The organism is Vibrio sp. CCUG 15886 (genome assembly GCF_028570825.1).
GTDB lineage: Bacteria > Pseudomonadota > Gammaproteobacteria > Enterobacterales > Vibrionaceae > Vibrio > Vibrio vulnificus_B.
On sequence record NZ_JAQQBT010000007.1, the window covers coordinates 1 to 16,502 of the forward strand.

General features: G+C 42.8%; 15 protein-coding genes and 2 pseudogenes. 11 read left to right on the plus strand and 6 right to left on the minus strand.

Annotated features, from left to right (window positions below; all coding sequences use genetic code 11):
- The 4 genes and pseudogenes from PQQ36_RS13920 to PQQ36_RS13930 form a co-directional block, all read left to right on the plus strand.
- Nucleotides 1–327: DUF1287 domain-containing protein (locus PQQ36_RS13920; protein WP_273661713.1), on the plus strand; the 327-nt coding region annotated here is incomplete at its 5' end.
- A gap of 195 nt (nucleotides 328–522) precedes the next feature.
- Nucleotides 523–693: a transposase gene (locus PQQ36_RS22770; protein ID WP_080726339.1), complete on the plus strand. Its 171-nt coding sequence runs from the start codon at nucleotides 523–525 to the stop codon at nucleotides 691–693.
- Nucleotides 694–775: 82 nt separating this feature from the next.
- Nucleotides 776–1,669 (plus strand): annotated as a pseudogene (locus tag PQQ36_RS13925) (IS3 family transposase).
- 113 nt (nucleotides 1,670–1,782) lie between these two features.
- Complete coding sequence (locus PQQ36_RS13930; RefSeq protein ID WP_039553776.1) at nucleotides 1,783–2,172, plus strand: hypothetical protein; 390 nt, start codon at nucleotides 1,783–1,785, stop codon at nucleotides 2,170–2,172.
- A 250-nt stretch (nucleotides 2,173–2,422) separates the two neighbouring features.
- Here PQQ36_RS13930 and PQQ36_RS13940 read toward each other — a convergent pair.
- Both PQQ36_RS13940 and PQQ36_RS13945 read right to left on the minus strand, forming a co-directional pair.
- Nucleotides 2,423–2,817, minus strand: a pseudogene (locus PQQ36_RS13940) (transposase); the annotation flags it as partial.
- Between the two features lie 244 nt (nucleotides 2,818–3,061).
- Nucleotides 3,062–5,254: a hypothetical protein gene (locus PQQ36_RS13945; RefSeq protein ID WP_225470844.1), complete on the minus strand. Its 2,193-nt coding sequence runs from the start codon at nucleotides 5,252–5,254 to the stop codon at nucleotides 3,062–3,064.
- Nucleotides 5,255–6,319: 1,065 nt separating this feature from the next.
- Between PQQ36_RS13945 and PQQ36_RS13950 the strand changes: the two genes are divergently transcribed.
- Nucleotides 6,320–6,892 carry a hypothetical protein gene (locus tag PQQ36_RS13950; RefSeq protein ID WP_223370867.1) on the plus strand — a complete coding sequence of 191 codons (573 nt, stop codon included), beginning with the start codon at nucleotides 6,320–6,322 and terminating at the stop codon, nucleotides 6,890–6,892.
- A gap of 7 nt (nucleotides 6,893–6,899) precedes the next feature.
- Nucleotides 6,900–7,523, plus strand: a complete 624-nt coding sequence (locus PQQ36_RS13955; RefSeq protein WP_017790551.1) for a TrbC/VirB2 family protein — start codon at nucleotides 6,900–6,902, stop codon at nucleotides 7,521–7,523.
- 101 nt (nucleotides 7,524–7,624) lie between these two features.
- Here the strand turns inward: PQQ36_RS13955 and PQQ36_RS13960 are convergent, their stop codons facing one another.
- Nucleotides 7,625–8,995 carry an MATE family efflux transporter gene (locus PQQ36_RS13960; protein WP_273661716.1) on the minus strand — a complete coding sequence of 457 codons (1,371 nt, stop codon included), beginning with the start codon at nucleotides 8,993–8,995 and terminating at the stop codon, nucleotides 7,625–7,627.
- A 234-nt stretch (nucleotides 8,996–9,229) separates the two neighbouring features.
- Here PQQ36_RS13960 and PQQ36_RS13965 point away from each other — a divergent pair, with 234 nt between their 5' ends.
- Nucleotides 9,230–9,850, plus strand: coding sequence for a riboflavin synthase (locus PQQ36_RS13965; protein ID WP_011150315.1), 621 nt, complete (start codon nucleotides 9,230–9,232; stop codon nucleotides 9,848–9,850).
- 27 nt (nucleotides 9,851–9,877) lie between these two features.
- Here PQQ36_RS13965 and PQQ36_RS13970 read toward each other — a convergent pair whose 3' ends face one another.
- Complete coding sequence (locus tag PQQ36_RS13970; protein ID WP_011080411.1) at nucleotides 9,878–10,081, minus strand: CPXCG motif-containing cysteine-rich protein; 204 nt, start codon at nucleotides 10,079–10,081, stop codon at nucleotides 9,878–9,880.
- Nucleotides 10,082–10,314: 233 nt separating this feature from the next.
- Nucleotides 10,315–11,181: a fructosamine kinase family protein gene (locus PQQ36_RS13975; RefSeq protein WP_026130772.1), complete on the minus strand. Its 867-nt coding sequence runs from the start codon at nucleotides 11,179–11,181 to the stop codon at nucleotides 10,315–10,317.
- A gap of 227 nt (nucleotides 11,182–11,408) precedes the next feature.
- Here PQQ36_RS13975 and PQQ36_RS13980 point away from each other — a divergent pair, with 227 nt between their 5' ends.
- From PQQ36_RS13980 to PQQ36_RS13990, 3 genes are all read left to right on the plus strand, one after another.
- On the plus strand, nucleotides 11,409–12,374 hold the full coding sequence (locus tag PQQ36_RS13980; RefSeq protein WP_011080413.1) for a response regulator: 966 nt from the start codon (nucleotides 11,409–11,411) through the stop codon (nucleotides 12,372–12,374).
- Complete coding sequence (locus PQQ36_RS13985) at nucleotides 12,371–13,333, plus strand: diguanylate cyclase (protein WP_013571748.1); 963 nt, start codon at nucleotides 12,371–12,373, stop codon at nucleotides 13,331–13,333. Before PQQ36_RS13980 ends, PQQ36_RS13985 begins: the two co-directional genes overlap by 4 nt.
- Nucleotides 13,334–13,490: 157 nt before the next feature.
- A complete protein-coding gene (locus PQQ36_RS13990) occupies nucleotides 13,491–13,835 on the plus strand; it encodes a DUF3802 family protein (protein ID WP_011080415.1) in 345 nt (114 codons plus the stop codon).
- 50 nt (nucleotides 13,836–13,885) lie between these two features.
- Here PQQ36_RS13990 and PQQ36_RS13995 read toward each other — a convergent pair whose 3' ends face one another.
- On the minus strand, nucleotides 13,886–14,353 hold the full coding sequence (locus PQQ36_RS13995) for a C40 family peptidase (protein ID WP_273661721.1): 468 nt from the start codon (nucleotides 14,351–14,353) through the stop codon (nucleotides 13,886–13,888).
- Between the two features lie 105 nt (nucleotides 14,354–14,458).
- Here PQQ36_RS13995 and PQQ36_RS14000 point away from each other — a divergent pair, with 105 nt between their 5' ends.
- The gene (locus PQQ36_RS14000; protein ID WP_273661722.1) at nucleotides 14,459–16,486 is read left to right on the plus strand and encodes a methyl-accepting chemotaxis protein; all 2,028 of its coding nucleotides are present in this window, start codon (nucleotides 14,459–14,461) and stop codon (nucleotides 16,484–16,486) included.
- Nucleotides 16,487–16,502: the final 16 nt, after the last annotated feature.

Sequence of the window (16,502 nt, forward strand, 5' to 3'; positions counted from 1 at the left end):
AACTTTTCACTGTATCCCTCAAACAGAATTTGGGGTTTGTCAAAACCGGATCGCAACATAGACCATCGTCGAGTGCCAAATTTACAGATTTTCTTCAAACGACATGGCCAAAGTTTAACGATTAGTGATGAAGGTTTGGCTTACAAAGCTGGTGACATCGTGACATGGATGCTCCCAGGTAATTTGCCTCATATCGGTATCGTAACGAACGACTTGTCTCAGGATGGGAAACGGCCTCTAATAGTTCACAATATTGGTTCAGGTCCAGTGCTTGAGGATATGTTGTTTGACTTCAAAATTACGGGTCACTTCCGCTATGAGCCCTAAATATAACAAGGCGTTTAAGTGGGATTCATGCCGCGTGGCATTTTTGGTATGCGGTGGTTTTTGGTGTTGAAAGTGGTCTGCGGAAAGCTGGTTTATGCGGCATTCACCCCTTAACGCGGCGTTATGTGTCCGAGTACCCCACGTTTAGTAGACACTTTACTAAGTTAGATCTAGGGTCTAATTGAGAGGTGATTTATGGCTAAACATCGTAATCCAGCGTACACCGAAGAGTTCCGCAAAGAAGCAGTTCGCTTGGCCAGTCTTCCTGGCCGAACAGCAGTTTCCGTTGCCAAGGAGCTGGGCATCAGTGCCCAGCAGATCCGGAACAGTTCACACGCCTATCTGATAAACAGTTTAACACTTTAGACGGTGTCGATTATTCGAAGAATGAGTCTAAAGAGCTTCGAGCGCTAAGGTGCGAGAACAAGCGACTCAAAGATGAAATGGAATTCCTAAAAAAGGTCTCGGCGTACTTCGCGAAGCAGCAAGAGTGAAGTACGAGTTCATTGAAAGCTATACCGGCGAGTACTCGATCAGCTTAATGTGTCGTACTTTAGAAGTGAGTCGAGGTGGCTACTACAAGTGGTGTCGTCATACGCCGAGTGAACGTTCAAAGCGGCGAGAGCGCTTTGAACAGCTTGTCATGTGTACCTTTGCCCAATATCGGGCACATTACGGTTCAGTGCGAATAGCAGAAGAGCTCAACGAAGCAGGCCATGCCTGCTGCGTGAACTATGTGGCTGATACCATGAAGGAAAAAGGTATCAGGGCACGTAATGGTAAAGGGTTTAAGTACAGCAAGGATGTGGCTGCGATGACGAATGTTGCTGACAATTTACTGCGAAGAGACTTTGAGTCTGAGATGCCAAATCAGAAGTGGGTCACGGACATCACGTATATCTGGGTGAAGAGCCGTTGGCTCTTCTTGGCAACAGTGATGGACCTGCATTCAAGGCGCATCGTGGGTTGGTCGCTAGGGACAATAATGACCGTCGAGCTCATCACGAATGCTCTAAAAATGGCATTTGAGTTACGTAAGCCGCCTAAGGGTGTCATTATCCATTCGGACCGTGGTGTACAATACAGAGCATATAAATATCAAGACTTCATGCGTAAGCATGGAGGTGTACCGAGCATGAGTCGACAGGGTAACTGTTGGGATAATGCAGTGATGGAGTCATTCTACAGTCGACTGAAAGTCGAGTTGATATACGCAGAAGACTACCAAACTGTCTAAGAAGCCCGAATGGGAGTCTTCGAATACATCGAGGTATTTTACAATCGCAGAAGAAGACACTCAGCGTTGGGGCATGTCAGCCCGGTTGAGTACGAAAGTCTGTAGTTATGTACTGTCTACTTTTTGTGGGGTACACCAATACTTAATATATGGTTCCGGTTTACATGATTCTAATTTTCAATTTCTTCTTATGTCATTTTAAATAAGTAGGGGTGCAGATGTTTCGATTCATAATGGCTGTTTGCTTAATTTTTATTAGCTGTCCTAGTTTTAGTTCAATAGAAATAAATGGTACATACAAGCAATACATTGAAGATGGTGTTTATTCCACGCTTGTTGTTGAAAGAAAGGACCAAAGTAGTGTTTTTATATCAATGAATTGCCAAAATGGAAGGCCAAATTTCAACTCAGGAATGGTTAAAAGAACACTTTTAAAGTTAAACAACAATACTGTCCGTTATAATAAAGCTCGCTTTGATGATGAAGCTTGCATAATTGATATAGAGTTTACTGAAAATCAAGCAAAGGTTTCTCAAATTGCAGGCTATGGAGTGGTCTGTGGTTTTGGCATGAAAGTAATATGTGATGGAGTGTTTACAAAAAAATAGTACTAGTTTGACTGTTTGGGTGTTTTATTGCATGACGATGCGGTCAGGCTAATGGGCTGCTCTCGCGTGCTGGCAATGTAAAAAGTGTGGCAGTCTTAGATTTTTAGTTTTACCAGAAAGAGAATTTGAGGGTTGGGTGAGAAAGCTGGGTTAAGCACATAACAAGGCGTTTAAGAGGGATTCATGCCGCGTGGCATTTTGGGTTTGCATTGAGTTTTGTGGTGAAAGTGGCTTGCGGAAAGTTGGTTTACATACTTGCTGCAATGGTTTTAACATTATGACTATTACCATTCTCAGCCAGTTCTTTTTGAATGCGCCTCGCACCATCTCGGCCTTTGCTGCTGTCAAACGTCTCCTTGACCTTGATATCAAGTTCTTGGCGATTTGCCTCGCGTTGGATGGCCTTGTGGCGATGCCTAATCCAGAAACAAAATCCACTCCGAAAAACTCTGAACACTATAGCAATCCAGATAATGCTAAAACTCAGCAGGTGTTCGAGAATCAATTCATAGCAATTAACTTAGATTTTTCGCGAAGTAGATGACGGCCTTTTACGATTTTGAGGTCTTGTGCTTGCTCCGCCTACTGACTTTTGAGCTTTGCTAACTCAACGGCAAACTCTTGTTCTCGTTGCCCAATATTAGTGATTGTATTCATTTAACTCAATGTCCAAGCTGCTGGTGCGGTTAAAAATCTATACCGACAACTTTAGTGAACATGGATTTTACTCCTGATCCTAATACTGTGCCTGTCGTGCCGTACAGCAATGTTACATGGGAGGTGCGTTAATAACATCAAAGCGTGTCATAAATATGGGCATACCACTTGAGCAATATGATTCATATCAAGAGATATGAAGGACTGCCAGGTTAAGTCTGGATTACTACAGCTAGCTAATCCAGGCATTTTCCGATTTAACTCGCCCCTTGTTATGGGGTCTGCTACTAAGCCAATACATAATGAGTAGGAGCAACATCGTTAGACCAAACAATGCCATAAATGCATGATTGATGACTGTCTCCATCGCTTGGTTAGAGCTGATGCGGGGAGCCAAAATGAGCGTAAGTTGCCCTTCGTCGTTATTCACTGCCTTCAAGATAGTTGCATCAACGCGTTGATAAGCAACTTCAGCCTGCATTTGGATTAACCTATTCAATGTCTCTATTTTAACATCGTCATGGACAGGATCTGGATTTGCTCTCATTATGGCTATTTCTTGCAAATCAGCACTCGTTGGACCCATCCACTGAATAGAAAGAATGTTTTGCTTTGGGGTTGGTAACTTCAATGAAGCATGATTGTTTCGCCATATTGTACTTCTCAGGTTATGTAATTTACCTTGATAATTTTTAAGGCTATCACTATTTTTAAGTAACTTTTCATTCGCAAACTCGCCACCTTGTAATGCTTCGTCCCAACAGTTGTCGCTACAGTGGCTTTTTGTTGCCTCTCGCCATAATACTGAAAACTCTTGTTTGAACGCTGAACAATCTGCAGCCAATGAATCTGTACTTCTAGTTGAGCTTCCTGTAACTAATGTATTATCCGTTTTAACACCCTCACTCTTTGCATCAGTTGGGCAGTATTTCGCTAAATGATTAGCGATTTCCATTAAGCTCTTTACAGTAAATATCGCTAACTCACTTCGCCTATACATGACTAAATTATCGACTGAATACGACTTTTTTACTTCAAAAGCCAGCATCATCAACATGTAGTCTCCTTCTGAAACGTCGGGGGTATAATCTGGCTCATTGCTGATAAAATCTTTATACTCTTCGACCAACTCAGTATTAGGAACCACTTGAAAGTCTTCATCCGTCAACGCATATTTAAATACGTTGCAATAGAGAAGCGCATTATCTTTTGAAAAGCTATCTAAACACAAACGGGGTCGATTGATTAATAAATGATCGCCAACTTTTAAATCGCTCGATGCCCAATCTTGAAAGGTGTTAATTTGATAGGATGCGCTATTTTTAAGCATGGTAAAAGCGGCATCGCGCCATTCCAATTTTGTGTTGAAAGCGATGATTAAACTAGCGCAGAGTAATCCCACCGCAGCAGTAAGATATTGTGGTTTTCTTTTCGCAAAATCGCGTTCTGAAATTTCGTTTAAACCTATTCGCACAACGGTCGATTGATTCTGTTCAATTTCAAAGTATACATTTTTATTAATACTCACCGTATTTTGCCAATGGCTTGGCATCCAAGCCTTTTTTGTTTTCCCGTTTGGTTCAGTGAATGTCAGCCAAGTTTTTCGATCAGAGCTATCTAAAGACTCTATTTTGCCGAAATATCGCGTTATCACTATATTGCTAGGTTCATATTTTGGCTTTGTCTTTAAAAAAAGTATCAGTAGTGCAATAACAGTTACCGTAAGCAGAACTACTGGAGCAACCCATACAGGTTCAATGGCAATATCAATCTTGCTGATGTACGCAAAAATACTCGTAGCCACTACTATAATTAGCGGTACGGAAAAATTGTAAAAGGGAGGTGATAGATACAAAACTTCTGTTTGGGTGGCGGGTCGTTCAGACTTTAACACGGTTTGAGGGACAGTGTGCGTTGCTGGCCCCATACATTGCTCTACAGGTTGTGTTGTGCTTGGCGCATATGCTTCCGCTCCCTTAGAGAAGAGTGATGGCGCACTTGCAAGAGTATTATTGATTTCATCGACAATATAGTAATCGTTAAGACGAAGGACTAGAATTGTCTCGGCAACCACAACGACTTCAGCAAGTTGATCCTTAGTATCAAGGAAGTATATCGCTTTATCGGATATTGCTACCGGATAATCTGCCAAAGCGAGGAATTTCGTTTTTCCCTCATCATCTGGAATTACATGCACCTCAAAAGGTTCAGTGATGTAATAAACCTCAGAATATCCGACATCAAAGCCATATAACTCTGAGAGGGCGGAACGCTCTTCTTCAGAAAGGTTTGCATCACGCTTCACACTTAGCAACTTAGTCCGACGCTCTTTTAAGGCTGCTTCTTTATCACTACTACTATTGAATAGTGTATTGATTAAGCTAAAAACAAGAAATATTTTTATTATGATGGCAAGTTCATACATGTAAATATAAAGTCCTTTTTATGTTGAGCATTTGTTGCCTTTGTCAGTTTTCAACCAATGATAGAAGCAAATACGCAATTTCCGTGTTAATTAATATCCATAAAATTACCCGAGATATCTCAATCCTAATAGAAAAGTGATCACATCTACGTTTCATATAGCTCATGATAGGATGTAAATAATTCCACCAATAAATATAACCGCAGCGTTTTAACTCACGTTATAAAACATATTGGTCATCATTTGTAATTGATGAATTTGTTAATTTAGTTGGATGTAAAATTCTTCTGTTCGACATTATCAGAGCAAAATCAACGAAAGGCCATATAAAAAATGTCGCAATTAAGAGACGGATTGCGTAAAGTTTCATATCCTTTAATTGGTGCTTACTGCGGCTTTGTTTCTAAATTCGAGTTCAATTAAAAACGCGCCTAGCATGGCTAGTTGTAAGGTGATTAGCTTCGTTTCAGATATACCTAGCCTTGTAAGCCCATCCAATGTTTTGAGCATGGAGTAATTCTAGCCAACTTGGCCGTTGTCATTTCTTAATCTGACAGAACATCATCGCCTCTGAAATCGAACGTGTATGGTGGCCATACTTATTTTTCCTATAATTATTTGCACCATATAGCTGCTGGTGATCGACAGCTAAATTACGAGGATGACCATGTTCCCTAAAAGTTGTCCCTTATCTTGGTGGAATTTACTGTTTGGCTCGTTTAATGAGAATCGCTTCGGAGCACAACTTTGTGTCATACACACTATCACCAGATATCTCTACTATTCTTTGTCGAGCCTGTTTGAACAAATTAGGGAGCACTTTACCGAGCTTACATTTGCGGCGATGATTTCAGATCTGCCGCACTTCCTACTTGAATCGAGTCCTCGATTGCGAATGGGTTGTTGCAAATATTAGACAAATTTCAAGTTTGTGCATTCCTTATTCAAGTTTTTTCTAAAAAGCATCATATGCAACTGTGTTTTCTTCGCTTTTATTAGAAATGCCTACGCAAATAGGGTTAATTACCGGCAGTTAACCGATATAAGGAATGAGAAGTGACTAGCATGGTGAGGAATTACAAGCAAATGGCTGTGTCATATTGCTTTATTACGCTTTGTATCTTGGCAATGAGCACTGGAGTTGGTGCTCAAGAACTAGAAGCAAAACAGGTATTAGCAGGTAAGTTGGTTATTCAGGTGCCAACAGAGTTGCAAACAATGCCCAAAGAGTTGATTGAAATTAAGTTTCCAAATTCCAACCGACCCACTGATGTGTTGAGTGATTCGACAGGTGGTGTGACTCTTGCGTTTAATCATACTCAAAATGTTCTTTCGCCTAATCAAATCAGAGAAGCACATGGTGTCATCTCGAATATGTTTAAGAATAGGTATCCCTCAGCGACTTGGTTCAGAGATGAAGTCAGTCCCCTAAACGGTCAAGAGTTTATCATCATGGAGTTGATCACTCCGGCCATAGATACTCAAATTCACAACATCATTTATGCAACATCCATAGACAATAGGCTTTTGTTTGTCGCGTTTAATACAACGGTAGAGCAGTCTGAACAATGGTTACCGGTTGGCAAACAAATCATGGCCTCAATACAAGTGGCTAATTCGTCATTGTTAGTGGAGTAGGGAAAACATGGATACAGCATTTAATGAGAAAACACCTAAAAGCGCATTTATTCTAAAGGTCGTTGTGTTGATATTTTGTGTAGTGGTTATCGGTCAGACGAGCGCAATCTACCTCCCTGCAATGAATGGAAAATTACCAAACTTATCTTCGCTCTTAGGAATAGTGGCTTGCTATATTGCACTGTTCAGTACGGGGGCTATGTTAATAAAGAGAAGTAAAGTTTGGTTCGGACTGCTTGGAATAATCGTTGGGGCTGTGGTTTTCTTTGGTGCTAGTTTTTTGGCAAGTTACGTTACCGCAAAAGATCGTGCTATCGATAGATCGGTGGTGGAAAGAAACAAAACTTTGCCAATGATGCTGGACGAATACACTCAACTGGATAAGATCTCGGTGAATCATGAGAGCAAAGGGTACAATTTGCACTTATCGCTGATTGAACACTCAAAACTGGACATTGATGTCGAGGTTTTGAATGAATTCTTTGACGTCGACATCAAACCCACTACCTGTTCAAATGAACAGTTAAGAATGCTTTTTGAGCTGGGCTATAGTATTAACTATCTCTATTTGGACAAAAACCAAGAACGTATTAACGACTATAATATTAGGCCAGAAGACTGTGGCATTTAAGAGTCTAAAATCTTGGAATTAAAAAGCGCGATAGAATAGAAAAGTCGCGCTTTATTTTGTTGGTTTATTCAATCTTGTCGACTGAAAGCGAGGGCTAGTAATTATCTTGCTTCATAATTCAACTGAATTTCATCATTTTGGCGGTGAAGCCAGTGTAGACGAACCCCCAACATAACGGCCGCAGAAGATAAGCCGACGATGAATCCTATCCAGAAGCCTTGTGCACCCATTGGTTCAACAATCCAATCGGTAAGACCAAGAACATAACCAGTAGGTAGACCAAGTAACCAATAGGCGATAAATGTTCGGTTGAAGATCGCTCGCATGTCTTTATAACCACGTAGCGCACCAGCCGCGATAACTTGTATCGCATCGGTACATTGATAAATAGCGGCAAAGATCAACAACTGCATCGCTAAGGTGATAACCACTCGGTTATCGGTATAGAGGAGAGCGATTTGCTCTCTCAGAATAACCGTCAGTAAAGCGGTAAACACTGCAGTTGAAAGACCAACTAAGATACCGACATGAGAAGCAATGCGTGCGCCTTCTGTCGATTTTTCACCAAGCATATGCCCAACACGGATACTGGTTGCTGCGCCAATACTCATAGGTAACATGAACACCAATGAAGAAAAGTTAATGGCAACTTGGTGTGCTGCAACGACAGTAGAACCCAATGGCGCAACCAACAAAGCGACGACCGCAAACAGAGTCACCTCGAAGAAAAGTGCGGCAGCGACCGGAAAGCCAAGTTTAAATAGCTTAACTTGCGCATTTAGCTGTGGTGGATGAAACGTAGTAAACAATTGAACCTGCCTTAGTTTCTGTGACGTTGTCACATAAAGCAGTAGCAACAAAAACATAATCCAATACACTATGGCTGTGGCGACGCCACAACCTACACCACCAAGGGCTGGCGCACCCAATTTACCGTAAACGAACATCCAGTTCAGTGGAATATTCAATAATAAGCCAATGAAACCGATCACCATGGCAGGTTTTGTTAAAGACAAACCATCAGTCAAACTGCGCAGTGTTTGAAACAATAGAAAAGCAGGTACGGCAAACATCACAGCGTGTATATAACCAATGGTTTTGGTCGCCATTACCGCATCGACATTCATGTAACCGAGTATCCACTGAGTTTGAAACAATACGCCAATGATCGGGATACTGATCAATAGGGCCATAACCGTGCCTTGTTGAATTTCAAAAGGGACTTGCTCTCTTTTGCCTGCTCCATTGAGCTGAGCGACAACAGGGACCAGTGCCATCAATAGCCCAATACCAAACAAAATAGAAGGCAGCCAGATACTTGCTGCGACAGAAACTGCAGCCATGTCCGTTGCACTGACGCCACCCGCCATCACGGTGTCCACAAAACCCATACCGGTTTGAGCAACAGATGCAATCAAAACTGGTGTGGCGAGCTTAATCAAACTAGAAGCTTCTTTTTTATAGCGATGCACGTTAACTCCATTGTTTAAGAAAAAGATAATATGCTAAGAGTGCGAGGCACGTTGGGACGTTTTCGATCGGCAAAGACCACAAAAGTGGTTTATGAGGCGCTAAAAAACAGTAGTTGCACAACCTAAACTAAGGGGGCAGTATGGAAATCCGACGGTGCTTGGCGCTTAAGGCATATTCCACCGTGATAATAATGGAATCTCATATTTCAGGCTACAGAAAAGAAGGTAACTTAGATGTTTACAGGCATAGTACAAGGTACGGCAGAGGTCGTTATCATTGAGGCAAAAGAGTCATTTCAAACTCATACCATTCGCTTATGTGGTGAGATGCTTAGTGGCTTGGCCATTGGTGCTTCAGTGGCACACAATGGATGTTGTCTGACGGTGACAAAGATAGCAGATGATCTTGTCAGCTTTGATTTAATGCAAGCAACACTCAAGTTAACCAACTTAGGAACGCTTCGTGTTGGCGATCGAGTCAACATTGAGAGAGCGGCAAAGTTTGGGGATGAAATTGGTGGTCACTCAATGTCGGGCCACATCAGTACTACGGCAACGATCGATCAAATCATCGACACACCAAATAACCGCACCATTTGGTTCAAACTGCCTTACGATGATGCGATGAAATACATATTGGCGAAAGGCTACATAGGCGTAGATGGTTGCTCGTTAACGATTGGGGAAGTCGAAGCAGATCGTTTTAATGTGCATCTCATTCCAGAAACATTAAATCGAACTCTGTTTGGTCAGCGTAAAGTTGGGGAAAGCGTGAATATCGAGTTTGATCCGCAAACCCAAGCGATTGTTGACACGGTTGAACGTGTACTTATGTCTAAAGGTGTCGTTGCTTAAGCGACACCAATCCACCAGCCAATATAACTAGAAGACTTGTTCGTCGTCGGCATCGACGATGAGATTAATGGTGTCGTGCAGTTCATCCACCATCATGTTTAAATGAATGGCATGACAACATGCAGGGCAATCATCATAAAACTCCTGGTCGCCATTGCTGGCGTCTAGAGTAATTCCGATTTTGTGGCCGCAGTGTGGGCACGCAAATTTCTTCTCAGTGTAGTTACGCATACATCTTATTCCTTACGTCTAACCTGTCTAACTTAGGGAGCTACGCTTTGGGTTTAGTGCTTCCTATACCACGACATACCAAGCTTGGGTGTTCGTTTTCATAGTAGGCAGAGAAGTTGCTATTTGGGCCGAATTAAGTACGAAACTTGACTATTAACTCAATATTGAAACGCTTTCTTAGAGTTGATAGTGATGTGCGTCGAAAATTGCATGACGCACATCTAAAAACAACGTTAGTAGGAAAGGATTTTGTCGATCGATTTTTGTGCCTGCTCTAAATAGTGGCCGCCAAATTGGTTACAGTGATTGAGAATATGATAAAGATTGTAGATCTCTTTGCGCTGAGTATAACCGAAAGGAAGTGGTGCAATATCTTCGTAGCCACAATAAAACTCAGCGCTAAATCCACCAAAAAGTTCCGTCATCGCAATATCACATTCTCGATCTCCCCAGTAACAGGCTGGGTCATAACAAATAGGCCCAAAGGCAGACAAAGCCACATTACCATGCCACAAATCGCCGTGAATGAGAGAGGGGCGGGGATTGTGGTTAAGTAACTGCCGAGCAACAACTTCAACAATCTCATCAATCACTCCGAATGTGACCCCTTTTTCTTTCAGCAGTTGCAATTGCCAGCCTATTCGTTGCTCTGAGAAAAAGGTAGACCACTTCTTATGCCACGCATTGGGTTGCAAAGTCGCACCTAAGTAGTTGTCTTGATCGCAGCCATACTCTTTCTGTTCTCCCCAAAGATGAAGATAAGCCAATTGTTGACCAAATTTATAGCTGTTCTCGGGATCTTCAAGGGGCTTTGTCGGGAGGAAATTAAGGATGATAAATGCGTTGGATTTGGTATTACCAATCAAAACCAACTCAGGTAGGGTGACGCTGTCGGTTTGGCGAAGCAAACGCAGGTTTTCGGCTTCAACTTGGAACTTGCTTAAAAAGTCTTTTGAGTTGATCTTAACGAAATAGCGCTGCTCACCATCGCTGATCATATAGCATTCATTGATGTCGCCACCAGACAAATGCACTTTTTCAACGATATCGTAGGAAAACATTAAGGTTTCAGAAAGCTGTTGAGAAATGGCCTGCCACATAGTCGTCCTCTCTTTTTGATAACCGCACATCTAATAGTTTAATTCATAACTCAATTTCGGATTTGGTTAACTGACAAACTTTTCAAACATTGTGATTATTTTGAATCGCGAATTAACACAACTGTGAATCGAGTCGCTTAGTCATCGCTAATTTAGTGGCTTCGGTACTAGAGCATTTATTATTCGACAAGTATCATTCAGTTTTTGATGTTGGTTCCAATAGTGGTATGAAAATCCTAATCTGTGACGATTCGGCAGTAGCCAGAAAATCAATCAGTCGTTCCATTGTGTGCGACAGAGCGATTCATCTAATCGAAGCTCGAGATGGCTACGAAGCTTTGCAGATCATGATGGAACAAAATATTGATCTTTTGTTTCTTGATCTGACGATGCCAATCATGGATGGATTCGAGTTACTCGCTTCACTCCCTGTCAGCCAACATCACACTGATGTCATTGTCATTTCAGGAGATGTTCAAGCCGAAGCGAAACAACGCTGTCTTGAGTTAGGTGCGTTCGCGTTTGTATCTAAACCGTTTTCTAAAAGAGAAATTGAACCGTTCTTTAGCCAATTCGGTTTGCAATACGCCGACCCACATTCAAAACCAGAACTTTCCGCTGATCCTAAACTCACATCATTTTCGAAATTCAAAGAGCTCACCAACATTGCACTTGGCAAAGGGGCCGCCATTATGGCAGATCACCTTAACGAGTTTATTCAACTGCCAGTACCGAATGTTGGTCCGCTGACCTATGGTGAACTCTATATGACCATGGTGGACGTGATTAAACGAGAGGGTGCCGTCGCGGTTTCACAACGTTTTGTCGGTGGTGGTATCCATGGCGAGGCGCTGGTTTGTTTATGGGGACGCGATATTGATGTGATTGGCCAAAAGTTGGGTTATCACCAAGACTTTACCACTCACAACGAGATCATCCTTAACGTCTCCAACTTGCTCGTTTCGTCTTTTTTGACCTCACTTGGTAGCCAACTCGACAAGCAATTTTCGTTACGACAGCCGGCCATTATCGATAGTTTTTCAGCCATAGGAGACAGCGAAAAAGAGTCTCAAGAGCTTTTTACTGTCGAATACACCTATTTTGCTGAATCACTGGATTTCGAATGTGAGGTGTTATTTCTCATTGATAAACCTTCCGTTGGTATTATCTACGAAATTATGGAGTCACTATGAACTCTGATCTGACGTTAAATATCGCCGATTTTCACTGGGTGACGCAGATACTCGATACTATGGACTCTGGGCTGGTGGTGATTGACCGCTCTTACAACGTCTGTGTTTGGAACAGCTTTATGCAATCCTATAGTGGCGTTATGTCTCAGACAATCTTGGGTAAGAATCTCTTTGAGTTTTTTTCTGATTTACCGCGCACTTGGTTAGAAACTAAGGTTAATACCGCCGCAATATTGGAAACTCGCTCTTTCTCGAGTTGGGAAAACCGTCCTTATCTATTCAAGTTTCATAACTTTTCACCCGTTTCCAATGGCAGTACCTACATGTATCAGGATATTGTCATTACACCATTGCGCTCACTGTGTGGTGACGTTAGCCATGTCGCCATTCAAATTAATGACGTTTCTGAAATTGCACGCAGTAAAACGCATTTGAAAGAAACCAACCACCATCTATCAGAAATCAGCCGTCGCGATGGCTTAACGGGCCTGTTTAACCGCGCCTTTTGGGAGCAATCGCTCAAAGAAGAGTTTTCTCGGATGCAGTTTTTGGACACGCCGAGCTCTTTGGTCATTTTTGATATTGACCACTTTAAAAAAGTCAATGATACCTATGGGCATCACGCAGGTGATGAGGTAATACGTAGGACCGCATCTTTACTGAAGAAAACCGCGAGAAACAGTGATCTGTGTGGTCGATTTGGTGGCGAAGAGTTTACGGTTTTGCTGCCTCATACCAGCGCTGATCAGGCGCGTTATTTTTCAGAGCGGTTACGAAAACGTATTGAACAAGAAATTGTTTGCGTGGAAAAATTTGCGATTAATTACACCATCAGTTTGGGTGTCTGCGAGTTTGATGCAAAATTCACCTCTCATACTGAGTGGCTAAAAGCGGCAGACAGTGCGTTATATCACTCAAAAGAAGGGGGCAGGAACCAAACGACCGTTCATGAAGAGTGATCTTTGTTCGCTTTTGGTGCAAAGTCCGCCATATAGTCAAATTCTGGCAATTATAATTGATTAAATGGATGAAATTTTCTCGACATGGCTTAGTATTAACAGAGAGAAAAAAGATGTAAGCTTACACAGTAAGTAAGCATTCAGACGGAGAAAAAGAGTGGTTGTTGAAACCGATGGATACTTAGCTCTTATTGAGCACCTTGCCTTAAATCTTGATGTATTCGCGTCTGACGTTGGCGATACGGGCACAGAAACCATTGAAGATGTGGTGACAGACATGATCGCCTCAAACATCATGGCGATTTTTGAACAGAACCCAGAGCTGCATTCTAGCGTTCGCTTTAAACTGTTAAAAGAAGCGGATTCAGTCGCAGAAGATCTAGGAGAAGTTCTGGCAGGGGTATGGCTCAAAAAAGCCACTAATGAACAGATCAACTTTTTAGATGAGTATATTGCTTTAGTAAAAAATCTGTTCGATACCGCTGTAGCAAAATACGACTAAGCCGTAATATTCGCTGATTTGTTTTTAGTCCGCAGTATTCATAAGAAGGGTTACATTGTAACCCTTCTTATTTGCCAAAACTTACTCGCCCAATATGGATTATCCGTTCTCGAAATGATGACCCCTTTTGAAGTGGACGCGTGCATGAACTGCTGGTGGTTGAGATAGATCCCCACGTGATAATCGGATTTCGTTGTTTTGAAGAATAGTAGATCGCCTTGTTGCCTCTCTTCCCAACGTATCGGTTGGGAAGCATTAAACTGTGCCAAGGTCGTTCTTGGTAGCGTTCGTTGATAGGCGTAGAGAAACGCTTGTTGTACAAAAGCAGAGCAATCAATCCCTTCTTTAGTATTCCCACCAAACTGATAGGGCGTGCCATACCATTCGCCATAAAACGTTTTTAGCTCTCGGTTTTGTTCCCAAAGTGCTACTGATGTCTCTGGCGCTTTCGGGCTTTGGCTACAACCACTTAGCAACGCAAAAATGGATATGATAATGAATCGGTTACATTGAGCCACTTGTCATCTCGCTGTCTTATATTTGTCACGTAAGCGTCACAGCCATCTCATAGACTCACCCCCAATCACATACTGATTTCTGTGAATGGATTTACTGGTTTGTCTATGTCTTTCAATAAACGCTACTCTTTGTCGCTGATCCAAATGATCAGTGGTTTGTTCATTACTTTCCTTCTGTTCGTTGTTGCATTGTCGTCATCGAGTTATCGTGGTGTCAATCAAATCGGTGTACAGTTTGACACCTTATCAGAGCAAGCTCTCCCTTTAGCACTCAATAACGCCAAACTTACCCAAAGTATTCTCGAGCAAATAAAGTTACTCGATTACAGCTCAACTTTGGAAAGCGCAACAGAACTAGATGCGACGCGAGCTAGGATTGAACAGCTTAACGACACCATCGCTTTGTTGATCGCTCAAGTGACGGAAATGGGTGAGCGATTTGAACATGTTGTCACTAAAGACGAAAAAAACAGCTTGCTTGAGAATGCCAGTCGCCTTCAACAACTGAGTTATCGAGTCATTGAGTCTCAAGTGCAGACGATCAGTGAGCAAGAGGATCTTGATAAAAGCATCTCCACCTTTCGCTATGGGCTAAGTTCAATTGGCCCTGAAATGACACGTATCAGCTCTTTTCTCGCCATCGACAATCCTGAGTCACAGGATGCTTCTAACCGCTTTAGTGCGGGGGCAAGTTCAATGGAAAGTACGTTCTTGATGTTGCTGATGCAACGTGATCTGGCGGGTGCAGAGAAAGAGTACCAAGAAATGAAAAACCGCATCGCCGGTATAGAATTAGCGTTTGACGACTTTAAAGATTGGCACCCAGATGTCATGGAGTTTACAAGTCTCACTGCGCCATACAACATCGTGCTGGATGGCTTCAGAGTGAATGGCTTGCTTTCTTTAGTGATGGCCAGGGTAGAGCGCCAACAAGCTCAGCAGTTCGATATCCAACAAGCGACCATGTTGTCCAATAACACGCTTAATTTGCTCAATGACATCTCCACCTCTTCGATGGCACTTATCGACGATAGTGAACAGATTGTCCACCAAACGATCGAACGACTGGTCTCACTGCTTTTGATTGGCAGCGCGGTCGTTGCTATCGTCATTGTTATCGCTGGGATTCGTTTTCAAGCATGGGTCAACAGTGGCTTACGCAATACACTCGCTGGTTTGTCCGCAATGGCCGATAACGACTACCGAAATGACATTGTGTCAGCTGGGCCAAGAGAGCTGAAAGAAATCAGCATGAAACTCAATCAAGTGATCGCCTCGACACGATCATCGCTGAGTATCGTTACCAACAATTGTGAATCACTCTATCAAAGTGCAGAGACCAGCCATTACGCGGCTGAACACTCGAGTGCAAGTTTGGCCAATCAAAACGACTCCCTCGCCACCATTGCGACTACCGTCGCGCAGTTGGAAGCATCCATCGACAGCATTGCGCAAATGACGTCGGCATCAAGCAATGATGCAAACGAGGCGGCGCAAAGTACAACGCATGGTGTCGATGTGGTCGAAGAGAGTTTAGCACGATTGGAATCACTGCAATTGACGCTCAATGTTAACGAAGAAGCGATGAGTGAGCTTGATCTGCGTGTAGATGCGATACGCGAGATGGTCGACATGATCAGTGGTATTGCAGCCAATACTAACCTCCTTGCTCTGAATGCGGCGATTGAAGCTGCGAGAGCGGGCGAGCAGGGCAGAGGCTTTGCCGTAGTTGCCGATGAAGTCCGAAAACTAGCCAGTGATACTTCAAAGCAAACCAGTAATATTAGCGAAATGATCAATGAACTGACGTTAGCGGCGGATAAGAGTCGCCATGCGGTTGAAGATTCGCGTAAAGGAATGTCACAAGCGCTGCTTTCAAGCGGTGAGGTTCGGTCTGCATTCTCTGATATCGCACGGGTAGTACAACAGATCCGAGCGAGAGTTGAACAAATTACCCATGCCACTCAAGAGCAGCAGAGAGCAACCGTCGATGTGACTCGTGCCATTGTCCATATCTCTGATCAAGGTGAGCAAACCCGCACACAATTGGAAGCGATGGTGGAGAGTTCGCACCAAGTATCGAGCATTGCCGCCAAACAACAAGAGATGCTGCATAGCTACCAACTTGCGTGACGTTCCACCGTACTCT

Excerpts from the sequence above, each read along its gene's own strand:
- PQQ36_RS22770 (WP_080726339.1), top strand. The coding sequence starts at position 523 with ATGGCTAAACATCGTAATCCAGCGTACACCGAAGAGTTCCGCAAAGAA.
- PQQ36_RS13930 (WP_039553776.1), top strand. The coding sequence starts at position 1,783 with ATGTTTCGATTCATAATGGCTGTTTGCTTAATTTTTATTAGCTGTCCT.
- PQQ36_RS13945 (WP_225470844.1), bottom strand. The coding sequence starts at position 5,254 with ATGTATGAACTTGCCATCATAATAAAAATATTTCTTGTTTTTAGCTTA.
- PQQ36_RS13950 (WP_223370867.1), top strand. The coding sequence starts at position 6,320 with ATGGTGAGGAATTACAAGCAAATGGCTGTGTCATATTGCTTTATTACG.
- PQQ36_RS13955 (WP_017790551.1), top strand. The coding sequence starts at position 6,900 with ATGGATACAGCATTTAATGAGAAAACACCTAAAAGCGCATTTATTCTA.
- PQQ36_RS13965 (WP_011150315.1), top strand. The coding sequence starts at position 9,230 with ATGTTTACAGGCATAGTACAAGGTACGGCAGAGGTCGTTATCATTGAG.
- PQQ36_RS13970 (WP_011080411.1), bottom strand. The coding sequence starts at position 10,081 with ATGCGTAACTACACTGAGAAGAAATTTGCGTGCCCACACTGCGGCCAC.
- PQQ36_RS13975 (WP_026130772.1), bottom strand. The coding sequence starts at position 11,181 with ATGTGGCAGGCCATTTCTCAACAGCTTTCTGAAACCTTAATGTTTTCC.
- PQQ36_RS13980 (WP_011080413.1), top strand. The coding sequence starts at position 11,409 with ATGAAAATCCTAATCTGTGACGATTCGGCAGTAGCCAGAAAATCAATC.
- PQQ36_RS13985 (WP_013571748.1), top strand. The coding sequence starts at position 12,371 with ATGAACTCTGATCTGACGTTAAATATCGCCGATTTTCACTGGGTGACG.
- PQQ36_RS14000 (WP_273661722.1), top strand. The coding sequence starts at position 14,459 with ATGTCTTTCAATAAACGCTACTCTTTGTCGCTGATCCAAATGATCAGT.